The sequence below is a fragment of the Micromonospora cabrerizensis genome (assembly GCF_022230955.1).
GTDB classification, from domain to species: Bacteria; Actinomycetota; Actinomycetes; order Mycobacteriales; family Micromonosporaceae; genus Micromonospora; species Micromonospora cabrerizensis.
In genome coordinates, this window is sequence record NZ_JAKKFI010000077.1 from 80,947 (window position 1) to 102,469 (window position 21,523).

Here is a 21,523-nt window from a genome sequence, read left to right on the forward strand (position 1 = left end):
CGGCGGCGAGCCGGGGCCGGTGACATGACCGATCAGGACGCGTACCAGCGGGCACTCGACAACGCCGAGCGGCTCCTCGGTCAGCCACTGGTGCTGCCGCTCGGCGAGGGCGAACCGCCGGTCGGGCACGACTTCCGTCGTCTCGCCACCGTGCAGACCTTCGGCGAGGCCTGGCCCCGGGACGGCCTGGACCTGCGCAGCCGCTGCCTCGTCTCGGTGGCGATCGCCGCCACCCTCGGCACCCACGAGCCGCTGCGCGGCCAGCTGCGCATCGCGTTGAGCTCGGGCGTGACCAAGGAGGAGATCGTCGAGGTGTTCATCCACCTGGCCGCGTACGCGGGGGCCGCGAGGGCGTTCGACAGTTACCAGGTGGTCGGGGCGGTCTTCGCCGAACGCCCGTGACCGGTGCCGACCCGTCAGCCGGTCGCGGCGGCCCGGTCGGCCAGCAACGCCGCGAGAAACTCCAGGTCAACGCCGGTCAGGCTCGCCGTCTGGCGTACGCCGGCAGTGCTCGCGAGCGCCACCTCCGCCGGTACGGCCAGCACCGCCGCGCCGGAGGCGAGCGCGCTCGCCACCCCGGTCGCGGAGTCCTCGATCGCCACGCAACGCTCGATCGGCACACCGAGCAGCCTCGCCGCGGTCAGGTAGGGCTCCGGGTGCGGTTTGGCCGCCACCACCTCGTCGCCGGCCACCACGGTGTCGAAGTTCTCCCGACCCAGGGTGTCCAGGGCGATCTCGACCAGCGCCCGGGGGCTGGAGGTGACCAGCGCGGTCGGGATTCCCGCCGCACGGACCGCGCGCAGCAGCTCGAACGCGCCAGGTCGCCAGGGCAGTCCGGTGCGGAACAGCTCCAGGATCCGCGCGTTGATCCACGCCGCGCTGATGTCCGGATCCCGTTCGGGCTGCCCCAGGTCGTCGTGCAGGAGGCGCATCGACTCGGCCATGGCCGTGCCGATGATCGAGCGGCGGGCGTCCTCGGACAGCTCCCCCCCGTACTCCCGGGCGAGTTCCTGCAGCGCGACGTCCCACAGCTTCTCGCTGTCGACCAGCGTGCCGTCCATGTCGAAGAGCACGGCGGCGGGGTAATGGCTGCTCAGCGGATCCTCCAGAGTCGTGGCCGACACCGGCGATCCTGCCAGGCCCGGCCACCGCCGGTGGCCGCGACGGGCGCCGACGTGATCCGGGCAACCCGTTCAGCCCAGGTCGCAGGCCTCCAGTGAGCGCTCGTAGCCGCGGAAGAACGAGTCGGTGCGCTGCTCGGCCGTGCCGTGCGAACCCTCCGCGAACCACGGTTGGTCGGGGTCGTCACCGACCGCCGCCACCCCCTCGCGGAACTCGTCCAGGTCGCCTTCGGCCAGGGTCAGCACACCGGCACGCACCGAGTCGCCGAGGTACGCCCCGGCCATGCAGTCGGCCTGCAACTCCTGCTGGATGGTGAAGCTGTAGTTGATGCCGAGGCGCACCTGGATGCCGTGCGCGTACTCGTGGCCGAGCAGGTAGAACACGAACGCGTCACCGACCTGGCGGAACGCCGCCACCGACCAGGCCACGTCGTACGCGATGAAGTCGCCCTGCGAGCAGTAGACGGCGTTGTTGCGGGGCAACGCCTGGCCGCCGCAGGACACCTCACCCGCCCGCTGGTAGGGGGTGATCCGCCGGATGGGTTGGAACCGCTGCCCGGACTCCTTGAACTGGGCCGCCCAGTAACGCTCGGCGATCTCCTGCGCGTCGGCCACGTCCTGCTCGAACTCGGCGACGCTGGTGGTGCTGTCGGCCCGGGTGGTGCTGGCCCCCGGGGAGGCCTGCGACCGCTCCGAGGCGGGCCGCTCGCCCTCCGGCTCGGCCAGCCCGCCGCCCGCGCAGGCAAGCGACACCAGCGCGGCGATCAGGAGGGCGGCCACCGGGCCCCGGGAAGCGCGTCTCGACCGTGTGCCCACTGTGCCTCCCCAGACATCGGTGCTCGCGGTGGTAGTACCCCGACGATGCGACCGAAACGCCCCGTCACCGGATTCACGTGCGGCGCGGCCGGAAGGTTCACGGCGGCGGCCCGGGCGGCGGCTCACCAGGTCCCAGCCCTCGTCGATCATGAAGTTAGCGTCACTCGGCTCGGCGTGTCGTGACGATAACTTCATGATCAACAGATCTGGTGGGGTCGGGTTGGGGTGGGGTGTCCGGGGGTGGGGGTTGGGTTCGACGTTTCTGGTGAGCGGTGCCGGGGGCGGCACCAGAGACAGGAGGAACACCGTGAAGTACATGATTTTGCTGTACGGGTCGCAGCAGGACTACGACGTGTTGTCGGGGCGGGCTTCCGACCGGCCCGCCATGTCGGCCGAGCAGATCGCGGCGATGCACCAGCACATGGAGACGTTCCACCAGGCGCTGGCCGAATCCGGGGAGCTGGTCGACGCCCAGGGGCTGAGCGAGCCCGTGCACGCACGCCGGGTGCAGGTACGCGGTGGCGCTCCCGTGGTCACCGACGGGCCGTACCCGGAGACGCAAGAGGTGCTGGCGGGTTACACGATCGTGGAGTGCGCCAGCTTCGACCGGGCCACCGAGATCGCCGCCGGTCTGGTCGACCCCAACGCCCCTGACGCGTACGTGGACGTGCGGCCGGTGCTGGAGGGCATCGAGGACCTGGCCGGCTGACCTGATGCCGGACACACCCGTGGAGGACCTGCTGCGCGAGCTGGCGCCGCAGGTCCTCGGCGCGCTGGTCCGTCGCTACGGGCACTTCGACACCGCCGAGGACGCGGTGCAGGAGGCGCTGATCGCGGCGGCGGGCGGGTGGCCGCGCGACGGCGTACCGGACAACCCGCGCGGCTGGTTGATCACCGTCGCGTCCCGCCGGCTGACCGACCTGCTGCGCCGGGAGCAGGCCCGGATGCGGCGGGAGGACACGGTGGCGCGGTGGGTGCTGCCGGAGCAGTGGCGCGCTCCGGCGGCCGACCAACGCCCGGCGGACGCGGACGACACGCTCATCCTGCTCTTCCTGTGCTGCCACCCGGCGCTGTCGCCGGCGTCGCAGATCACGCTCACGCTGCGCGCCGTGGGCGGGCTGAGCACCGCCGAGGTGGCGCGGGCGTTCCTGGTGCCGGAGGCGACGATGACCCGGCGGATCAGCCGGGGCAAGCAGCGGATCCGCGACAGTGGACTACGGTTCGCGCCGCCGACCGGCCCGGAGCGCGCCGACCGGCTCGCCGCCGTGCTGCACGTGCTCTACCTGATCTTCACCGAGGGGTACGCGCGCACGGCCGGCCCCGGGTTGCTGCGCGCCGACCTGACCGCCGAGGCGATCCGGCTGACCCGCCTGGTGCACCGGCTGCTGCCCGAGGATCCCGAGGTCACCGGGCTGCTCGCGTTGATGCTGCTCACCGATGCGCGGGCTCCCGCGCGCCTCGGCCCGCACGGCGAGTTGGTGCCGATGGCCGAGCAGGACCGGAGTCGGTGGCGGGCCGACCAGATCGCCGAGGGGGTCGAGCTGATCACCGGAGCGCTGCCGCGCGGGGTCGTCGGGGCGTACCAGGTGCAGGCGGCGATCGCGGCCCTGCACGACGAGGCGCCCAGCGCGCAGGACACCGACTGGGAGCAGATCACCGCCCTGTACGAGGTGCTGCTGGGCATCACCGACAACCCGGTGGTGGCGCTCAACCACGCGGTGGCGGTGGCGATGAGCCGGGGCGCGTCGGCAGGGCTGGCGCTGCTCGCCGACCTGGCCGACGACGCGCGGCTGGCCGACGACCCCCGACTGCCGGCCGCCCGTGCGCACCTGTGGGAGCTGGTGGGTGAGCGGGTCGCGGCGCGGGAGGCGTACCGGACGGCGGCGGCGCGGTCGACGAACCTGGCGCAGCAGCGCTACCTGAACGCCCGCGCCGACCGCCTCACGGGCGACCCGCCGCCTGCCGGCTGAGCCGGCGGCGGACGGTCAAGGGCTGGCGGCGGACGGTCAGGGGCTGGCGGCCAGGAACACGAACGCGGCCATCAGCACCAGGTGCACGCCGCCCTGCAGCACGTTGGCCCGGCCCGGCACGACGGTCAGCACCGCGGTCACCGCGGTCAGCGCGAGCAGGGCGAGCTGGGTGCCGCCGAGGCCGAGCAGGAGCGGGCCGTCCAGCCAGATCGAGGCGATCGCGATGGCCGGGATGGTCAGGCCGATGCTGGCCATCGCGGAGCCGAGCGCGAGGTTCAGGCTGATCTGCACGCGGTCGCGGCGCGCGGCGCGGGCGGCGGCCAGGGTTTCCGGCAGCAGCACCAGCAGGGCGATGATCACACCGACGAACGCGTGCGGCAGGTTCGCCGCCGCGACACCGGCCTCGATGGTCGGGGAGACGGTCTTGGCGTCGCCGACCACGGCGACCAGTGCCACCAGCAGCAGGCCGAGGCTGACCAGCGCCGCGCGGGTGGTGGGCGGCTTGGCGTGCTCCTCGGCGTCGACGATGTTGCCCCGGCTGTCGACCGGCAGGAAGTAGTCGCGGTGCCGGCCGGTCTGCACGAGGACGAACAACCCGTAGAGGGCCAGCGAGGCGACCGCGGCGAAGGTGAGCTGGGCCGGGCTGAACTCCGGGCCGGGGCGGGCCGTGGTGAAGGTCGGGATGACCAGACTGAGGGTGGCCAGGGTGATCACAGTGGCCAGTGCCCCGCCGGTGCCCTCCGGGTTGAACACCGCGACGCGGCGGCGCAGCGCGCCGAGCAGCAGGGACAGGCCGAGTATCCCGTTACACGTGATCATGACGGCGGCGAAGACGGTGTCGCGGGCGAGTGACTGGGTCTTCTCCGGCCCGCTGATCATCAGCGTGACGATGAGCGCGACCTCGATCACGGTGACCGCGACGGCGAGCACCAGTGACCCGTACGGTTCCCCCACCCGGTGGGCGACCACCTCCGCGTGGTGCACGGCCGCGAGCACAGCGCCGCCGAGCAGCAACGCGACCACCACGATGATCGGGCCGGGCAGGTTCCGCCCCCAGGTGGCGATCAACACCAGGACGGCGAGTACCGGTACGACGACGGTCCAGTCGGTCATGCGGGAGCGAAGCAGGGCGGCCATGCCGTAAAGAGTGCCAGGTCAAGTGATCATGTGCCCACCATCGACGCGGTGCTGCGCGATGTCCGAGGTCGACGGTGTGCAAACCCGTAACTTACGGGTTACGCTTCTGCGGTGGACGAGGTGGCCACCGCGATCGCGGACCCGGTGCGGCGGCACATCCTGACCATGCTGCGCGACGAGCCGCTGGCCGCGGGAGACATCGCCCAGCGGTTCGTGATCAGCCGGCCCGCGATCAGCCGTCACCTGCGGGTGCTGCGCGAGAGCGGGCTGGTCCGTGACGAGATGGTCGGCCGCCGGAGGATCTACCGCCTCGACCCCGGCGCGCTCGCCCCGCTGGTCGACTGGCTGACCGGGCTCGTCGCCGGCGACCGCTGGGAGCGGCATCTCGACGCGTTGGAGACCGAGGTCTATCGCACCCGCCGAGAGCGCCGCAGCAGCGGCCCGGCGGAGCACCGAAGGGAGCACACGGCATGACCCGTACACCCGCCGGACGCCTGTTTCGCACCGCCACCGGCCACGATCTCGTCCTGACCCGGACGTTCCGCGCCCCGGCGACGGACGTCTGGGCCAGCCTGACCGAGTCGGAGCGCACGGCCCGCTGGTTCGGCCCCTGGGAGGGCGACGCCGCACCCGGACGGACCATCCGGGTCCAGATGGCGTACGAGGAGCAGCAACCCTGGTGTGACGTCCGCATCGACGCGTGCGAGCCGGAGCGACGCCTCGCCGTGTCGATGATCGACAGCTATGGCACCTGGCTGATGGAGCTGTCGCTGACCGAGGCCGACGGCACCACCGAGTTGCGGTTCGTCCAGCACCTCAGCGGTCTCGACGGCGTCGCCGAGACGGGCGCCGGCTGGGAGTACTACCTGGACATGCTGGTCGCCTCCCGGGACGGCTCACCCCGCCCCCAGTTCGACGACTACCACCCCGCGATGCAGCCCTACTACCAGGCACTGGCCGCCGAGGCGTCCGCCCAGCACGCCTGACCGCAGGCGCCCGCACGCCTAACCGTCGATCTCCTGACGCAGCCTGCCGAACTCGGCGGTCAGCGCCGGCAGCGGGAAGTGCGCGTTCAGGCCGCTGGGGTTGGGCAGCACCCAGACCCGGGCTGGGCCCAGCCGGTCCGGCTGCGGACCCAGCCCGGCCCGGGGCCGGACAAAGGCGATCCGGTACGCGGTCACCCCGAGGATGGCCACCCACCGCGGCCGGTACCGCCGCGCCTTCACCGCCAACCCCGTCACGCCGGCCACCAGCTCCGCCGACGTCAGCTCGTCGGCGCGGGCGGTGGCCCGGTTGCTCAGGCTGGTGATGCCGAGACCGTGGCGCAGCAGCTCGTCGTGCTCCCACGGGTGCAGCTCCCGGTCGGTGAAGCCGCTGCCGTGCAGGGCCGGCCAGAACCGGCTGCCCCTACGGGCGAAGGGCAGCCCCACCGCGGCCGAGTAGAGGCCCGGGTTGAAGCCACAGAACAACACCCGCAGGCCGGGGCCGATCACGTCCGGCAGGCCCCGGCCGGCCGCCGCCGCCACCTCCTGCGGGGTCGGCCGCCGAAACGGCCCCACCTGCTGCGCGCCCACCTGACCGATCCTGCCGTACGCGTGGGCACCGGACACGGCGCACGGCGACGATCACGACATGGCACCCTCGACGGATGCAATCAGCCGACCACCTCGCCGCCAGCCGCTACGCCCGGATGCGCTGGAACACCCCCCTGTCGCAGGAGCACGCGGCGTTGCTGCTGCAACGACTCGACGTCCGCCCCGGCGCGCGCGTCCTCGATCTCGGCTGCGGTTGGGGTGAGCTGCTGCTGCGCGCGGTCGCCGCCGGGGGCGTCTCCGGGCCGGTGGCGACGCGGGGCGTCGGCGTCGACACCGACGGCGACGCACTGGACCGGGGGCGGCGGCTGGCCGCGGATCGGTCGCTGAACCGACACGTCACCTTCGTCATGGGAGAGGCGGCGGCCTGGCAGGAGCCGGCCGACCGCGTCCTCTGCATCGGCTCGGCGCACGCCTTCGGCGACACCCGGGCCGCGCTCGACGCGCTCGCCGCCGTGGTGCGACCAGGTGGCCGGCTCCTCTTCGGTGACGCGTACTGGGAACGTCCCCCCACGTCGGCGATCGAGCAGACCTTCGGAGCGGACGTCACGACCCTCCCGGCGCTCGTCGAGGCCGCCCGTGAGCGCGGCTGGCGGGTGCTGCACCTGAGCACCGCCGACCAACGGGAGTGGGACGACTTCGAGTCCACCTGGCTGGCGGGCCGTCAGGAGTGGCTGCTCAGCTACCCGGAGGACCCCCGGGCGGCCGACGTCCGCGCGGAACTCGACGACCGCCTGCGCGAGTACGTCGACGGCTACCGCGGTGTGCTGGGCCTCGCCTACCTCGTCCTCGGCCGGTGACGGCCCGTTCTTGACGCCGCTGGCTACGCTGCGCGTGGTGAGCGCCCGACCCCGTCTCGCCCTGCCCTGGCGGATCCTCGTCGTGTCCGTCGGCACCGTGCTGGTGTGGTTGCTGCTCGGGGCGCTTCTCGACCGCGACTACGACCGTCTGACCCATGCCGTCGGGGCCGTCCTCACCACGGTGCTCGTCGTACCCCTGGTGGTGGCCGCCCGGCGCCTGCTCGACCGCCGCCCCTGGACCGGCCTCGGCCTGCCCTCACTGCGGGCCGGCTGGCGGCGTCTGTTGCTCGGCATGGCCTGCTGGCTGGTCCCCGCCGCCCTCGGCTTCGCGCTCTGCCTCGGCCTCGGCTGGGTCGAGATCAGCGTCCGGACGTCCGTCGGGGACGCCGCGCGCGTGGCGGCGCTGCTGGTCGTGCTCGTCTTCCTCAAGGAGGCGCTGCCCGAGGAGTTGGTGTTCCGGGGCTACCTGCAACACAACCTCGCCACCCGGCTGCCGGCGTGGCAGGCGGTCGTCGGGCAGGCCGGGTTGTTCACCCTGTTCGGGTTCCTCACCGGCGCCGCCCGGTCCGTCGACCGACTCGCGCTCTTCCTCGTCTTCGCGCTCCTGCTCGGTGCCTTCCGTGCCGCCACCGGCGACATCTGGGCGGGCATCGGCTTCCACGTCGCCTTCCAGACCGTCGCGCAACTCTTCGGTGACGTGGGATCGGTCTTCGACGTGGTCGGGGCCGACGTGCTGGGGGTCGTGGCCATGGGGTTCATCCCGTTCTCGGTGAGCTGGCTCGTCCTGCGCCGCCTCTACCGGGGCCGCCTGGACTGGGGAGCCCTCGCACCAGACCCGGCGCGCTGACGCCAATCCTCGGCGTTCGGCCCACCGACCCGACCGGGGTGGGGAAGAGTGGCAGGCGGAAGCCGTCACGTCGAGGGGGTCCGATGAGCGACACGTCCCCGGCCAAGCCCGCCGGCAACGTCGTCCTGGTCCACGGCGCGTACGCCGACGGCTCCTCGTGGTCGGACGTCATCCCGCTCCTGCAGCGGGCCGGGCTGACGGTCACCGCCGTCCAGAACCCGCTGACCTCCCTGGCCGACGACGTCGCCGCCACCAACCGGGCCCTCGACCGCCAGGACGGGCCGACGGTGCTGGTGGGCCACTCCTGGGCCGGCACGATCATCAGCGAGGCGGGCAACCACCCGGCGGTCAGCGCCCTGGTGTACGTCGCGGCCCGCGCGCCGGACGCCGGTGAGGACTTCACCGCGCTCGCGGCGAGGTTTCCCACGCCGCCGGCGAACGCCGGTCTCGTGCACCACGACGGGTACGCGCAGCTGAGCGAGAGCGCGTTCCTGACCGACTTCGCCGGTGGGGTCGACGAAGCCCGCGCCCGCTCCCTGTACGCCGTGCAGGGCCCGATCGCCAAGGACCTCTTCCAGGGCCGCACGACGACGGCCGCCTGGCGGGACAGGCCCTGCTACTACTCGATCTCGACGCAGGACCGCACGACCGCGCCGGAGCTGGAGCGGTTTCTCGCCGACCGGATGAACGCGACGACGATCGAGGTCGACTCCTCGCACCTCGCCATGGTGACCCACCCGGACGCCATCGCCGACCTCATCCTGATGGCCACCAGAGGCACACACGATCCTGCCTCGTCCGGCCGGGGCTGACCGCGGCCCGGCCATCGCGGCCGACCTCCACCGCTCTGCCCGCCGTCGGCACCCGGGCCGCGCGTCGTGTGCGACAGCCTTCCCGGCTGGTCGACGTCGGCGGGCGCGGGCTTGACGGAGCGTAGACATCGGAGGTTTACTGCGTCAGCGATAGAAGTCGATGCCGCCTGACCGTCCATTCTGGTAGGTCGGGCTCCTCGGCGGTGCGATCGCGTTTGGTCGCCGCCCCCGCGCCAGCCGTCCCCTGGCGCTGTCGGCAGCGACGCTCCCCCCTCGGCGGGCGGGGAGCACCGGCACGGCAACCCGCACGGCGCAGCGTCGCGCACTCCCCCGCAGGGACGATCCCACCCGCACGGCACCACCCCGCACCATCTCAGCCGAGCATCGGCGGCCCGGCTCCGTACCACCGCCACCTCGGCCCCGGCGAGCCCGCACAGCTTCGTGACGTGCGCGCCCGGGCCGACGCTCAGCAGAGGAGCAAGACCATGCGTTCCCGCCCCCGTCTGTTAGCACTCGTCACCGCCCTGGCCGTGTTTCTGACCAGCCTGGTGGCCCTTCCGACGCCGGCCTCGGCGGCACCCCTGACCAAGGTCCTGGTGTTCAGCAAGACCGCCGGCTTCCGGCACTCGTCCATCCCGAACGGCATCGCCGCGATCCAGCAGCTCGGCTCCGCCAACGGTTTCACCGTGACCTCGACCGAGGACGCCGCCCAGTTCACCACCAGCAACCTGGCCCAGTACCAGGCGGTGGTGTTCCTGTCGACGACCGGTGACGTCCTCAACGCCAGCCAGCAGACGGCCTTCGAGTCGTACATCGCGGCCGGTGGCGGCTACGTCGGCGTGCACGCCGCCGCCGACACCGAGTACAGCTGGCCGTGGTACGGCTCGCTGGTCGGGGCGTGGTTCGACTCGCACCCGGCGATCCAGACCGCGACCGTGAAGATCGAGGACCGGACGAACCCGTCGACCGCCCACCTGAGCGACACCTGGGTCCGCTCCGACGAGTGGTACAACTACCGCACCAACCCCCGGTCCAGCGCACGGGTCCTGGCCAGCCTCGACGAGTCGTCCTACAGCGGCGGCAACATGAGCGGCGACCACCCGATCACCTGGTGCAAGGCGTACGGCGGCGGGCGGGCCTGGTACACCGGCCTCGGGCACACCGAGGCGTCGTACACCGACCCGAACTTCACCCGGATGCTGCTCGGTGGTCTCCAGGTCGCCGCGGGCTCCGTGACGGCCGACTGCTCGCCGCGCACGACGACCCCGCCGCCGAGCGGCTCCACCCTGCGGGCCCGGGCCAACAACCAGTACGTGAGCGCGCCCAACGCCACCACGGCGCTGATCGCCAACCGCAGCGCCGTCGGCACCACCGAGCGGTTCGACCTGGTCAACCTCGCCAACGGCAACGTGGCGCTGCGCGCCAAGAGCAACGGGCAGTTCGTCGCCGCCGAGAACGCCGGTGCCGCCGCGCTGATCGCGAACCGGGCCAGCGCCGGCGCCTGGGAGACCTTCCAGCTCGTGCGCAACTCCGACGGCACGGTGAGCCTGCGGGCCACGGTGAACAACCGTTACGTCGCCGCCGACAACGCGGGCGCCTCCCCCCTGATCGCCAACCGGACCTCCATCGGTCAGTGGGAGAAGTTCGACCTCGTCACCGGCTGAGCGCACCTCGACCCACCTCACCACCCCCTCCCGGTCGTGGTGCGCCCCCGCGTGCCCGGCCCCGATCGTCGAGAAAGGACGATCATGCTCTCGTACCCCCGGCGCTGGCCCCGGGTCCTCGTGGCGGCGGTCACCACCGTCGCGAGCGTGGCCCTGGCTGTGGCCGCACCGTCCACCGCGCAGGCGGCGGTCATCCCCGCCTCCGACTACCAGCAGGTCAAACTCGCCACCGGTTCGGCCGAGCTGGGTGAGGCCATGTCCCTGGCCGTCCTGCCCAACCGCTCGGTGCTGCACACCGCCCGCAACGGCGTCCTGCGGGTCACCGACGTGGCCGGCAACACCAAGACCTCCGGCACCCTGTCCGTCTACACCCACGACGAGGAGGGGTTGCAGGGCGTCGCCGTCGACCCCAACTTCAGCACCAACCGGTGGATCTACCTGTACTACTCGCCCACCCTGAGCACCCCGTCCGGGGACGCCCCGACCACCGGCTCGCAGTCCGACTGGGACCGGTGGAAGGGACACCTGCGGTTGTCCCGGTTCACCCTGAACAGCGACGACACGCTCAACCTGGGCAGCGAGAAGATCGTGCTCCAGGTCGCCAACGACCGTGGGCAGTGCTGCCACGTCGGCGGTGACCTGGACTTCGACGCCGCGGGCAACCTGTACCTGACCACCGGCGACGACACCAACCCGTTCGAGTCGTCCGGCTACGCGCCGATCGACGAGCGGACCAACCGCAACCCGCAGTTCGACGCCCAGCGCACGTCCGGCAACACCAACGACCTGCGGGGCAAGGTGCTGCGGATCAAGCCGCAGGCGGACGGCACGTACACCATCCCGTCGGGCAACCTGTTCGCCCCCGGCACGTCGGGCACCCGCCCGGAGATCTACGCCATGGGCCTGCGCAACCCGTTCCGGATGAGCGTCGACAAGGCCACCGGCGTCGTCTACCTCGGCGACTACGGCCCCGACGCCGGCTCCACGAACTCCAGCCGCGGCCCCTCCGGTCAGGTCGAGTTCAACCGCATCGCGTCGCCGGGCAACTACGGCTGGCCGTACTGCACGGGCGCCAACACCAGCACCGAAACATACAATGAATACACCTTCCCGTCCGGGCCGTCGCAGTCCAAGTACAACTGCTCGGGCGGGCCGACCAACAACTCGTTCCGCAACACCGGGCTCGGCACGCTGCCGGCGGCCAGGGCGGCCTGGATCAAGTACGCCGGCGACTCCGGCTCGCCGTCGGAGTTCGGCAGCGGCTCGGAGTCACCGATGGGCGGGCCGGTCTACCGGTACGACGCCTCTCTCAACTCCAGCATCAAGTTCCCGTCGTCGCTGAACGGCCAGTTCTTCGCCGGCGAGTACGGCCGACGCTGGATCAAGGCCATCGCGGTCAACTCCGACGGCTCGCGCGGGGAGATCTCCAACTTCCCGTGGAGCGGCACGCAGGTCATGGACATGGCCTTCGGCCCGGACGGCGCGCTCTACGTGCTGGACTACGGCACCGGCTCGAACAACCAGGCGCTCTTCCGGATCGAGTACATCGGTGGTGGCAACCGCAGCCCGATCGCGGTCGCCTCGGCGAACCCCACCTCGGGGCCCAGCCCGCTGACCATCGCGTTCTCCTCGGCCGGCAGCTCCGACCCGGAGGGCGGCGCGCTGAGCTACCTGTGGACGTTCGGCGACGGCACCACGTCGACGGCGGCCAACCCGACGAAGACGTACACCACGAACGGCACCTACTCCCCCACCCTGAAGGTCACCGACCCGACCGGCCTGTCCGGCACGGCGAGCCTGGTCGTCACCGTGGGCAACACCGCTCCGACGGTGACGCTCACCTCGCCCACCGACGGGCAGCTGTTCACCTTCGGTGACACGGTGCCGTATCAGATCTCGGTGAGCGACCCGCAGGACGGCACGATCGACTGTTCCAAGGTGAGCCTGACGTACGCGCTGGGCCACGACAGCCACGCCCACCAGATCACCTCGAAGAACGGTTGCAGCGGCACGATCACCGTCCCGACGGACGGCGAGCACGACTCCGCGGCCAACATCTACGGAGTCTTCGACGCCGCCTACACCGACAACGGTGGGCTCACCACGCACAGCATCCGGACCCTGCAACCGAAGCACCGGCAGGGTGAGCACTTCAGCGCCCAGTCCGGGGTGCAGGCCACCGACCACACCAACGCCGAGGGTGGCCGCACGGCCGGGTTCATCGAGAACAACGACTGGATCTCGTACCAGCCGTACAACCTGTCCAACGCGACCCGGTTCACCGCGCGGGTCTCCTCGGCCGGCGCGGGCGGCACCATCGAGGTTCGTGCCGGGTCCGCCACCGGCAGCCTGCTGGGCACCGTCACGGTGCCGGTGACCGGTAGCTGGGAGACCTTCACCGAGGTGTCCGGCGCGATCAGCAACCCGCCCGCCTCGTCGACCACGCTGTACCTGGTGTTCAAGGGCGGCTCGGGCAACCTGTTCGACGTCGACGCGTTCACCTTCACCACCGGCACCACCACCCCCAGTGGGGGGATCACGCTGCGGGCGCAGGTCAACAACCAGTACGTGTCGGCCGTCGGCACCAACCCGCTGATCGCCAACAAGGCCAGCGTCTCGTCGACGGAGCAGTTCGACCGGGTGGACGCCGGCAACGGCAACATCGCCCTCCGGTCGCGGGCCAACGGCCTGTACGTCTGCGCCGACAACGCGGGCGCCAACCCGTTGATCGCGAACCGCACGACGATCGGGCCGTGGGAGACGTTCCAGATCATCACCAACTCCGACGGGACCGTCGGTCTGCGGGCTCTGGCCAACAACCAGATCGTGGCCGCCGAGAACGCCGGGGCCGGGGCGCTGATCGCCAACCGTACGTCGGTCGGTTCCTGGGAGAGGTTCGTCCTGACTGGCTGATCGGCGAGTGCCCGGCCTGGTCGGTGGCCGGGCCGGCCCGCTGATCCAGAGCGGGATTCCGGGGCGGGCGATGACCATCGCCCGCCCCGGTCCTGTTCGCCCTCGCCTCGGGTGCGGGCTCAGGAGCCCGCCGGCACCCCTGCCTCCAGCTGACCGATCATCGGCGCGAGGAGGTCGTTGAGCTCCCGGACCAGCACCCCCACGGCTCGGCGCGCGGTGACCGTCACGGAGTCGTCCGGACCGTCCGGGGCGGGCGGCAGATCGTCGAGCGGGAGCGGAGCCTCCACCTGGAGCATTGCCCGCAGGTGCGGGCTTCGCGTCTGATCCTGCTCGGTGGGTGTGGTGAACTGGCCGAACAGCTGGGGCCAGTCCCGCCAGCCACGGTCGCGCTGCCACTGCTTGGTCCAGGTCAGCTCGGCCGGCCAGCCGGAGACCACCGTCACGGCGCAGACCATGCTGCCGTCCCAGGGGCTTCGCGCGCAGGTCGCCGACACGATCCGCCGATGCCAGCGGACGAAGCCGGGCGACAGCTCACTGCCCAGCCGCCAGGCTGTCGCCGCGAACTCGACCGGCGCGATGTCACCCCAGGTGTCGGTGAACTCGTCGATCCGCCTGAGCACCTCGGCCTCGTAGCGTCCCCGCCCGTCGGTGCCGTGCTCCCGGTCGAACTGCTCATCCAGCCAGAAGGCGCGCGGCTCCGGCATCCTTTCCCCCGTTCGTCGCATCCCGTGCCACGTTCGTGAGAAGTTCTCAGGCACGAGGTGGTGGGTGTCGCAGTCAGGCAACCGTCACTGACCGTACACGACTGGACCACTGTGGATCGGTAGGTCGCACCTAGCGTGGGCCGTGCGACGTCGGAGCGTACCGACTCCGACCGCCGACCCCAGGAGGTCCCGTGCGCCGGCAACTCGGATTCGTCTCGGTGGGCATCATGCTGCTCACCACTCTCGCCACCGCTCAGACGCCGGCCCGGGCGGCTCCCGCCGCAGACCGCTCGCCCGCCGCGTCCGCGACCGTCACCGAGGCCCGCGCCACCATCCGCGGGCGGGTGCCCACCGACGCGGACACGGCGGCGTCCGCGGGAAACGCCTACTGGACGCCGGAACGGATGCGGGCGGCACGCCCCGCCCCCATGCCGGAGGGGGTCGACGCTCCCGACGGTGAAGCCGCCGACCGCCCCGGCCGAATCGGTGCGCCCCGTGACGTGGCGACACCCGCGCCGCCACGATCCTCGACAGCCGACGTGAGCGCGGCCACGGGAGGCACCAGCCACCAGACCCAGGCGGTGAACGCCTCACCCGGCGTCGGTCGGGTCTTCTACACCCACAACAACGAGGACTACTTCTGCTCCGGCGGAACGATCAACAATCCGCAGGCGAACATGGTGTCCACCGCCGGGCACTGCGTACACCCGGGTAACGGTGGGTCCGTCTGGTACGACAACTGGGCGTACGCGCCGGAGTACACCGACGGCGAGGAGGTGCACGGCCTCTGGTTCGCCAAGGAGTTCACCTCGGTCGAGGGTTGGGTCGACTGGGGCTACCTCTGGTGGGACTTCGCGTTCGTCACCATGTTCCCGCTCGACGGTGACCGGCTCGTGCACGTCACCGGAGGGCAGGGGCTCAGCGTCAACAAGTCCAAGACGCTCTCGGCGCTGCTGCTCGGCTATCCGGCCGAGGCCCCCTACGACGGCCTGTCGCAGTACTACGACCAGGGCAACATCAAGGCCGCCGGCGTGCAGCGGGTCAAGCTGAAGGACTGCCCGCTCAACCGTGGCGCCAGCGGCGGCCCGTTCCTGCGGGCCTGGGACAACGCCCTCCGATTCGGGTACGTCAACTCGGTGATGTCGTACAAGTTCTCCGGCAACATGTACGGCCCCTACTTCGACGACGACGTCCTGGACATCTACAACGTCGCGAAGAACAAGCAGTGACCCGCGCCCGGACGGTGGTTTCCGCCGACGCTTGACAAGTACCCGGTTCCAGAGTGGACGATGCACCGTGCGAATTCTCGTGGTGGGTGGCAGTGGCCTGATCGGCGCTCATGTCGTGGACGTGCTGCGCGAGCGCGGCCACGCCACCACCACGGTGGCGCGAACCGCCCACCCGGGCGTCGACCACCTGCTCGATGTCGGGTCCGCCTCGATCGAGGAACTGCGGCCGCTGCTCGCCGGTCACGACGGTGTCGTGTACGCCACCCGCACCGAAGAGCAGCGGCCGTTGCCCAAGCCGATCTATCCGCAGTTTCGCCGCGACAACGTCGAGCCGGTGGTACGCCTGTTCACCGCCGCCCGCCTGGAGGGTCTCACCCGCGGGGTCGTGATGGGCTCGTACTACACCTACTTCGACCGGCTGCATCCGCAGTGGCGGCTCGCCGAGCGTCACACGTACATCCGTTGCCGGCTGGAGCAGGCCCGCGAGGGGCGCGACGCAGCCGGCACGGATCTGCCGGTCGCCGTCCTCGAACTGCCCTTCGTCTTCGGTCGGGCCGGTGACCGGCTGCCGAACTGGGCCGGGCCGCTGGACCGGTGGGCGCGCTCGCGTACACCTCTGGTCGCGCCGACCGGCGGGAGCGCCGCAGCGTCGGCCCGCAGCGTGGCCGAGGTCGCGACCGACGCCCTGGAGCAGGCCAACGGCGCGGACATCCCGGTCGCCGACGAGAACCTCACCTGGGCCGACATGATCGGGCGCATCGCCGAGGCGGTCGGCCGACGCCGTCGGGTCACCCGGCTGCCGGCCGGCGCGGCGAAGGCCGCCCTGCGACTCGGCGGCACGCTCCAGGCCCTCGGCCGCAAGGAGTCGGGCGTCAACCCCAGCTACCTCGCCGATCTCCTGCTCGCCGACCTGTTCATCGAGCCGACGACCGGCCGGCCACTGGATCCGGCGCTGCGGGAGACCTTTGCCCGGCACTCCTAGGCGGGTGGTCGGGCGAGATACGCGGTCTTGACGTCGGCCGAGAACCCACAGGCGCGGTAGAAGCCGTGCGTCGCGGGGTCGCGCGAGCCCGTCATCAGCATTGCCTTGTAGCAGCCCGCATCCCATGCGGCCTGGAGCGTGTCGGCCATGATCTGGCGACCCAGACCGGTGCGTCGCCGCGACTCCTCCACGACGACGTTCTCGATGACGGCGTACGGCGACGCCGACCGGGTCAGGTTGGGGATGACGTTGAGGTACGTCGAGGCGACGACGGCCCCGTCCACTTCGAGGACGAACAGGTGCAGCCCCGGTGAGCCGAGGATCTGCCGGAGGACCGTTGCACCGGTGTCATCGTCCAGCACCGGGTCGTCCGGGTTCAGCTGCCGGTACAGGCGGATGATCTGCGCCAGGTCGTCGGGCCGAGCCGCACGGAACATGCCCTCAGCGTAACGAGAACCCCGGCCAGTGCGCGGCCTCGCGGTGCGCCGCGTCGGCGCTGCTGGCGGTCGTCGCGTCTCACCCTGCGGTACGCCACAGTGATGATCAGGAAGAGGGTGCCGCCGAGCACGAGGGTGAGCGCGGCGTTGACCACCACGGGCAGGTCGTCAACCAGGTACTGCTTCACGTAGTTGCTCCCGAGGATGACGGGGACGTAGATCCACCAGGGCGCCGTCGCTCACGCCTGCGCCTGCCGCGCGGCGATCTCGACGAACTCCCGCACCAGCGGCGACCGGTCGTCCTCGGCCCAGGCCAGGCACACCTGGTTGTGCCCGAGGTCGCCGACGGGCACATGGACGACGTCCGGCCTGGTGTAGAACGTCGCGGTCGACAGCGGAAGGATCACCATCCCGGCGTACGCGGCGACGTGTTCCAGCTTCTCCTCGACGGAGTTCAGCTCGGGCCGCGGGCGGGGGTCGGGATCCGTCGGACGGTTTGGCAGGTCCCGCCACTCGGGCACCGCGTCCGGGTCCTGGAGCAGCCGCTCCTCGACGAGCTCGGCCAGGTCGATCGACTCCTTCCCGGCCAGGCGGTGCTCGTGAGGCAGGACCACGACACGGGGTTCGGTGAACAGGGGGCGCAGGCTCAGGCCGCGCCGGTCAACCGGAAGCCGCACGTAGCTGACGTCGGCGCGCCCCTCGCGTACCACCTCGGCCTGGTCGTTCCAGGACGTTCGGACGACACCGACGGACAGGTCGGGGTGCAGGTCGGCGATCGCGCGAGCCTCGGCGGTGACGATGATGCCGGGCATGAACGCGATGGTGAACGTCGGTCTGCCGTGCGCGGCACGTTGCACCCGCCGGTGCAGTGCCTCGGCGGAGGCCAGCAGCGGACGAGCGTCGGTCAGGAGTTGACGGCCGGCGTCGGTCAGCACGGTGGAGCGACGATCCCGGACGAAGAGCTCCGCGCGGAGTTCGTGCTCGAAGGCTCGGATCTGGCGTGACAGGACCGGCTGGGCGATGTGCAGCCGCGCGGCGGCCCGACCGAAGTGCAGCTCCTCGGCGACCGCCACGAAGTAGCGCAGCTTGCGCAGATCGACGTCCATCCGGTCCCCGTCCGGTTCGGTTGCTGATCGTTCCACGATACCCACCGGCTTCATGCTCATCGGGTATCACAGCAGGTGGAAGAGGTCTTGGACGCGGGCGTCGTGGTCGACGCATGGTGGGAACCGTCTTCACCACGAACCCCGGAAGGACACGATCATGAACCTCAGCGACCAGCGTGTCGTCGTACTCGGCGGAACCTCGGGAATCGGGCTCGCCACCGCCACCCGGGCCGCCCGCGAGGGCGCCCAAGTCGTGGTCGCCTCCCGCAACCAGCGCAGCGTCGACCGCGCCCTGGCGACCCTGCCGACCGGCACCCAGGGGTACGTCGCCAACCTCACCGACCCCGGCGACGTGGTCCGGCTGTTCCAGGGCCTCGGGCCGTTCGACCACCTCGTCTACACCGCCGGTGAGCCGCTCGCGCTGATGTCCGTCGACGCCCTCGACCTCGCCGCCGCCCGCACCGCCTTCGACCTGCGCTACTTCGGCTCCCTGTCAGCGGTCAACGCGGCACTGCCGCACCTGCGCCCGGGCGGGTCGATCACCCTCACCACCGGCACCGCCAACCACCGGCCGAGCGCCGGCTGGTCGGTGGCGGCCAGCATCACCGGGGCGATCGACGCGCTGGTCCGCGCGCTCGCCGTCGAACTCGCCCCGATCCGGGTCAACGCCGTCTCCGCCGGCGTGATCCGCTCGCCGCTCTGGGACCCGCTTCCGGAGGAAACCCGAGAGCAGATGTACGCCCAGCTCAGCGGGTCACTGCCGCTCGGTCGGGTGGGCGAGCCGGAGGAGGTCGCCGAGGCGTTCGTCTATCTGCTCCGGGCGACCTATGCCACCGGCACGGTGGTGACCGTCGACGGCGGCACCCTGGTCGCCTGAGCGCCTTCCCCACGGGGGTCGCGTCGCCTTCCCACCCCCACAACTTCGGGATGGTCGCGACAGAGCCGGCGGGCCGGCCGGTCGGGGCGGCGTGGTTCCGGTACCTGACCGCCGCCGGTCCGGCTTACGGGTACGTGAGCGACGACGTGCCGGAGCTGACCACACCCCGCCGGGCTTCACCTGAGCTGTTCGGCCAGCCCGACGATGATGCCCTCGGGACCACGGACGTAGCACAGCCGGAAGATGTCCTCGTACCGCTCCAGCTCACCGACGAGGACCGCGCCACGGGCACGCAGGCGGGCGACGACGTCCTCGATGTCGTCGACGGCGAACATGATGCGACGAATGCCGAGCGTGTTCGCCGGTGCGTCCCTCGGCTCGGGGCTGATGGCCGTCGGCGTGTGGAACATCGCCAGCTCGACCTTGCCCTGGCCATCCGGGGTCCGCAGCATCGCGACCTCCTGTCGGACGTCGTCGACCCCGATGACACGCTCCACCCACCGTCCCTCGACCGGCCCTCTGCCCTCCAACTCCATGCCCAGCTCCACGAAGAACGCAATGACAGCGTCGAGGTCTTCGACAACGATGAGGACGTTGTCCATCCGCTGGATCGCCATGCTGGATCTCCCTGGTCCGGTGCGGCCCCGGTGACCGCATCCTTTCCTGAGACGGAGCCGCCCGGCCGTTCTCGACGTCGGTGTGGTCAGTCAGTGGCCGACGCCGCGCGGGCAACGGCTCCGGTCGACGGCCACGTCCGGAAGTGTTCGGGCCCGGTGACGCCCGCTGCGGGGCGGCTGCTCAGAAGCCGGCGACGTGCGGGGCCAGCGCGATCGCCACGAACCGAATCGTCCGGCCCAGCAGGCAGGTCGCCGCGAAGGCCGCGGAACGCATGGGTGTGCGACCCAGGTAGACGCTGGCGGCCAGCAGCGGCGGAAATCCGGTGACCGCGCTGACCAGCAGCAGCCCGGTGGCCTGGCGGGGGCGTTCCATCACCTCGACAAGTCGCGCCCCGGCCGCCTTCGGACGGGCGAGCATCGTCGCCAGCCGGCCGGCTGGCTCCCGTACGGTGGGTGTGCGCCTGCGCAGCCGGCCTTGCAGCCAGGACGAGTGGATCGCGCCGCGGGCGGCGAGGAAGATCAGGACCTTGCCGGCCGTCTGACCGGCCGCTGCGGCGACTCCCAGCGCCACCGACGGTGCGCCGGTCGTCGCCACCGCCGCGATCAGGTACGGCTCGGCCGGGGTGAACGGCAGGAAGGCCGACAGGAGCCCGACGGCGGCAGCCGTCAGGACGGCAATCATGGCCGGGTGTGCGGCAGGCCCGCCGGCAGCTTGGCGGCGCAGACCAACGAGACGACCTTCACCGCGGCGACCGCGAGGGCGAACGTGACGGCCACGGCCGTCGGCGCGACGATCGCCAGGATCACCACCGCGGCGGTGTTCAACGCCTTCGCCGGGGGCGACCAGTTCCACCAGTAGATGCGGCGGTCGACGCTGGCGAAGTAGTTCGGGCTCAGCAGCGGCCAGCGCAGGAACATCAGACTCAGCAACTGGTCGACGACCATGAACTGGACCAGAAACACCGCGACCGGCAGAGCGGTGTCGGGCCGCAGCACGACCAGCGCGGCAGCGCAGGCCGAGGTGCAGGCCCGGTCGGCGACGATGTCGAAGACCGCGCCGGTGCGCGTCTCCTGCATGAAAGCCCGGGCGGCGGCGCCGTCCAGGATGTCGCCGATCCAATAGATCAGGTACGCGGCGACGAGCAGGTGGACGCTGCGGTGGGTCAGCGCCGCCACGGCGAGCGCCACCGAGATGGCCGTGCGGACGGCGGTGATGGCGTTGGGGACGTTGACCAGCGTGACCGGCGGGCTGAGGCCCAGGGCGGTCATTCGGCGTCCTTGAGGATGCGGTGCATCTCCGTGGTGCGCCGGTTCAGATCGGCCAGCTGCGCGCCCATGTCGGCGAGCAGGCGCTGCGTTTCGGCGGCCTGTTCGGCGTACTGCCGCTGCATTTCACCGGAGACGGCGACCCGCTTGCGGACGCCGGCATACCAGATGGCCGCGATGACCACGGCGGCGATGACGATGAGGAAAACCGAAGCGGCGATGTCCATCTAACTGTTTCCTTTGGGTGCGGCGTCGCCGTCTCCGGCGGTGCTCAGGGTCGTGGCGGCGACCGCCACCACGTCGGGCGTGAGGTGCAGTGAGAACGGGGTGGCCTCGTAGTACTTGAGTGCCTTGCCGTCCGGGGACAACTCCAGGTGCGCGGTGACCAGCCCGGCCTTCTCCAGTTTCTTGAGGTGCACCTGCAACAGGGCCCGGCTGATGCCCAGGTCACGGGCGAGTTGCGAGACGTACGTGCGTCCGTCGGTCAGCGCCGCGAGCACGCGCAGTCGGTGCGGGCTGGCCAGCGTGGCGAGGACCTCGACCAGCCGGTCACCGCTCAGCTCCCATACCTCACCTTGGCTCATGCCAACTATTATTGGCATACGCAAGCGCGAACGTCAAACCGGGTTGAGC

At 71.4% G+C, this 21,523-nt stretch carries 24 protein-coding genes and 1 pseudogene; 13 read left to right on the plus strand and 12 right to left on the minus strand.

What is annotated here, in order from left to right; genetic code table 11:
- The first annotated feature begins 24 nt into the window (after positions 1–24).
- Positions 25–402, plus strand: coding sequence for a carboxymuconolactone decarboxylase family protein (locus tag LADH09A_RS19505; RefSeq protein WP_238646897.1), 378 nt, complete (start codon positions 25–27; stop codon positions 400–402).
- Positions 403–416: 14 nt separating this feature from the next.
- Here LADH09A_RS19505 and LADH09A_RS19510 read toward each other — a convergent pair whose 3' ends face one another.
- Together LADH09A_RS19510 and LADH09A_RS19515 are read right to left on the minus strand one after the other, a co-directional pair.
- Positions 417–1,073 carry an HAD family hydrolase gene (locus LADH09A_RS19510; RefSeq protein WP_238646969.1) on the minus strand — a complete coding sequence of 219 codons (657 nt, stop codon included), beginning with the start codon at positions 1,071–1,073 and terminating at the stop codon, positions 417–419.
- 120 nt (positions 1,074–1,193) lie between these two features.
- Positions 1,194–1,937 carry a neutral zinc metallopeptidase gene (locus tag LADH09A_RS19515; protein ID WP_238646898.1) on the minus strand — a complete coding sequence of 248 codons (744 nt, stop codon included), beginning with the start codon at positions 1,935–1,937 and terminating at the stop codon, positions 1,194–1,196.
- Between the two features lie 316 nt (positions 1,938–2,253).
- Here LADH09A_RS19515 and LADH09A_RS19520 point away from each other — a divergent pair, with 316 nt between their 5' ends.
- Both LADH09A_RS19520 and LADH09A_RS19525 read left to right on the plus strand, forming a co-directional pair.
- Positions 2,254–2,646 carry a YciI family protein gene (locus LADH09A_RS19520; RefSeq protein ID WP_238646970.1) on the plus strand — a complete coding sequence of 131 codons (393 nt, stop codon included), beginning with the start codon at positions 2,254–2,256 and terminating at the stop codon, positions 2,644–2,646.
- Between the two features lie 4 nt (positions 2,647–2,650).
- On the plus strand, positions 2,651–3,907 hold the full coding sequence (locus tag LADH09A_RS19525) for an RNA polymerase sigma factor (RefSeq protein ID WP_238646899.1): 1,257 nt from the start codon (positions 2,651–2,653) through the stop codon (positions 3,905–3,907).
- 36 nt (positions 3,908–3,943) lie between these two features.
- On the opposite strand, the gene LADH09A_RS19530 is transcribed toward LADH09A_RS19525, so the two are convergent.
- Positions 3,944–5,044: a calcium:cation antiporter gene (locus LADH09A_RS19530; RefSeq protein WP_238646900.1), complete on the minus strand. Its 1,101-nt coding sequence runs from the start codon at positions 5,042–5,044 to the stop codon at positions 3,944–3,946.
- A 111-nt stretch (positions 5,045–5,155) separates the two neighbouring features.
- On the opposite strand from LADH09A_RS19530, the gene LADH09A_RS19535 reads away from it, so the two are divergent.
- Together LADH09A_RS19535 and LADH09A_RS19540 are read left to right on the plus strand one after the other, a co-directional pair.
- A complete protein-coding gene (locus tag LADH09A_RS19535; protein ID WP_238646901.1) occupies positions 5,156–5,518 on the plus strand; it encodes a metalloregulator ArsR/SmtB family transcription factor in 363 nt (120 codons plus the stop codon).
- Entirely contained in the window at positions 5,515–6,030 is a 516-nt protein-coding gene (locus LADH09A_RS19540; protein WP_238646902.1) for an SRPBCC family protein, read from the plus strand. The genes LADH09A_RS19535 and LADH09A_RS19540 overlap by 4 nt, the downstream gene beginning before the upstream one ends.
- Positions 6,031–6,048: 18 nt before the next feature.
- On the opposite strand, the gene mug is transcribed toward LADH09A_RS19540, so the two are convergent.
- Complete coding sequence (mug, locus tag LADH09A_RS19545; protein ID WP_238646903.1) at positions 6,049–6,618, minus strand: G/U mismatch-specific DNA glycosylase; 570 nt, start codon at positions 6,616–6,618, stop codon at positions 6,049–6,051.
- Between the two features lie 74 nt (positions 6,619–6,692).
- Here mug and LADH09A_RS19550 point away from each other — a divergent pair, with 74 nt between their 5' ends.
- The 5 genes from LADH09A_RS19550 to LADH09A_RS19570 all read left to right on the plus strand — a co-directional run bounded on the left by LADH09A_RS19550 (position 6,693) and on the right by LADH09A_RS19570 (position 13,672).
- A complete protein-coding gene (locus LADH09A_RS19550) occupies positions 6,693–7,436 on the plus strand; it encodes an SAM-dependent methyltransferase (RefSeq protein WP_238646904.1) in 744 nt (247 codons plus the stop codon).
- Between the two features lie 37 nt (positions 7,437–7,473).
- A complete protein-coding gene (locus tag LADH09A_RS19555; RefSeq protein ID WP_238646905.1) occupies positions 7,474–8,283 on the plus strand; it encodes a CPBP family intramembrane glutamic endopeptidase in 810 nt (269 codons plus the stop codon).
- A gap of 83 nt (positions 8,284–8,366) precedes the next feature.
- The gene (locus tag LADH09A_RS19560) at positions 8,367–9,095 is read left to right on the plus strand and encodes an alpha/beta fold hydrolase (RefSeq protein ID WP_238646906.1); all 729 of its coding nucleotides are present in this window, start codon (positions 8,367–8,369) and stop codon (positions 9,093–9,095) included.
- Positions 9,096–9,580: 485 nt separating this feature from the next.
- Entirely contained in the window at positions 9,581–10,759 is a 1,179-nt protein-coding gene (locus LADH09A_RS19565; protein ID WP_238646907.1) for a ThuA domain-containing protein, read from the plus strand.
- Positions 10,760–10,843: 84 nt separating this feature from the next.
- A complete protein-coding gene (locus tag LADH09A_RS19570) occupies positions 10,844–13,672 on the plus strand; it encodes a PQQ-dependent sugar dehydrogenase (protein ID WP_238646908.1) in 2,829 nt (942 codons plus the stop codon).
- A gap of 119 nt (positions 13,673–13,791) precedes the next feature.
- Here LADH09A_RS19570 and LADH09A_RS19575 read toward each other — a convergent pair whose 3' ends face one another.
- Positions 13,792–14,376, minus strand: coding sequence for a hypothetical protein (locus tag LADH09A_RS19575; protein ID WP_238646909.1), 585 nt, complete (start codon positions 14,374–14,376; stop codon positions 13,792–13,794).
- Positions 14,377–14,567: 191 nt separating this feature from the next.
- On the opposite strand from LADH09A_RS19575, the gene LADH09A_RS19580 reads away from it, so the two are divergent.
- Together LADH09A_RS19580 and LADH09A_RS19585 are read left to right on the plus strand one after the other, a co-directional pair.
- Positions 14,568–15,605 (plus strand): trypsin-like serine peptidase, encoded by a 1,038-nt coding sequence (locus LADH09A_RS19580; RefSeq protein WP_238646911.1) that lies wholly within the window; start codon positions 14,568–14,570, stop codon positions 15,603–15,605.
- Between the two features lie 67 nt (positions 15,606–15,672).
- Complete coding sequence (locus tag LADH09A_RS19585; RefSeq protein ID WP_238646913.1) at positions 15,673–16,587, plus strand: NAD-dependent epimerase/dehydratase family protein; 915 nt, start codon at positions 15,673–15,675, stop codon at positions 16,585–16,587.
- On the opposite strand, the pseudogene LADH09A_RS19590 reads toward LADH09A_RS19585, so the two are convergent.
- Positions 16,584–17,063 (minus strand): annotated as a pseudogene (locus LADH09A_RS19590) (GNAT family N-acetyltransferase); the annotation flags it as partial. The gene LADH09A_RS19585 and the pseudogene LADH09A_RS19590 sit on opposite strands and share 4 nt — an antisense overlap.
- Before the next feature lie 200 nt (positions 17,064–17,263).
- Complete coding sequence (locus tag LADH09A_RS19595) at positions 17,264–18,166, minus strand: LysR family transcriptional regulator (RefSeq protein WP_238646916.1); 903 nt, start codon at positions 18,164–18,166, stop codon at positions 17,264–17,266.
- A gap of 121 nt (positions 18,167–18,287) precedes the next feature.
- Between LADH09A_RS19595 and LADH09A_RS19600 the strand changes: the two genes are divergently transcribed.
- On the plus strand, positions 18,288–19,007 hold the full coding sequence (locus LADH09A_RS19600) for an SDR family oxidoreductase (RefSeq protein WP_238646917.1): 720 nt from the start codon (positions 18,288–18,290) through the stop codon (positions 19,005–19,007).
- A gap of 176 nt (positions 19,008–19,183) precedes the next feature.
- Here LADH09A_RS19600 and LADH09A_RS19605 read toward each other — a convergent pair whose 3' ends face one another.
- The 5 genes from LADH09A_RS19605 to LADH09A_RS19625 all read right to left on the minus strand — a co-directional run bounded on the left by LADH09A_RS19605 (position 19,184) and on the right by LADH09A_RS19625 (position 21,474).
- On the minus strand, positions 19,184–19,624 hold the full coding sequence (locus tag LADH09A_RS19605) for a VOC family protein (protein WP_238646918.1): 441 nt from the start codon (positions 19,622–19,624) through the stop codon (positions 19,184–19,186).
- A 181-nt stretch (positions 19,625–19,805) separates the two neighbouring features.
- Positions 19,806–20,306, minus strand: coding sequence for a hypothetical protein (locus LADH09A_RS19610; protein WP_238646920.1), 501 nt, complete (start codon positions 20,304–20,306; stop codon positions 19,806–19,808).
- The gene (locus tag LADH09A_RS19615) at positions 20,303–20,893 is read right to left on the minus strand and encodes a CDP-alcohol phosphatidyltransferase family protein (RefSeq protein WP_238646921.1); all 591 of its coding nucleotides are present in this window, start codon (positions 20,891–20,893) and stop codon (positions 20,303–20,305) included. The genes LADH09A_RS19610 and LADH09A_RS19615 overlap by 4 nt, the downstream gene beginning before the upstream one ends.
- Positions 20,890–21,117: a hypothetical protein gene (locus LADH09A_RS19620; RefSeq protein ID WP_238646922.1), complete on the minus strand. Its 228-nt coding sequence runs from the start codon at positions 21,115–21,117 to the stop codon at positions 20,890–20,892. The genes LADH09A_RS19615 and LADH09A_RS19620 overlap by 4 nt, the downstream gene beginning before the upstream one ends.
- The gene (locus LADH09A_RS19625) at positions 21,118–21,474 is read right to left on the minus strand and encodes an ArsR/SmtB family transcription factor (protein WP_238646923.1); all 357 of its coding nucleotides are present in this window, start codon (positions 21,472–21,474) and stop codon (positions 21,118–21,120) included. It abuts the gene before it with no gap.
- Between the last annotated feature and the right edge of the window lie 49 nt (positions 21,475–21,523).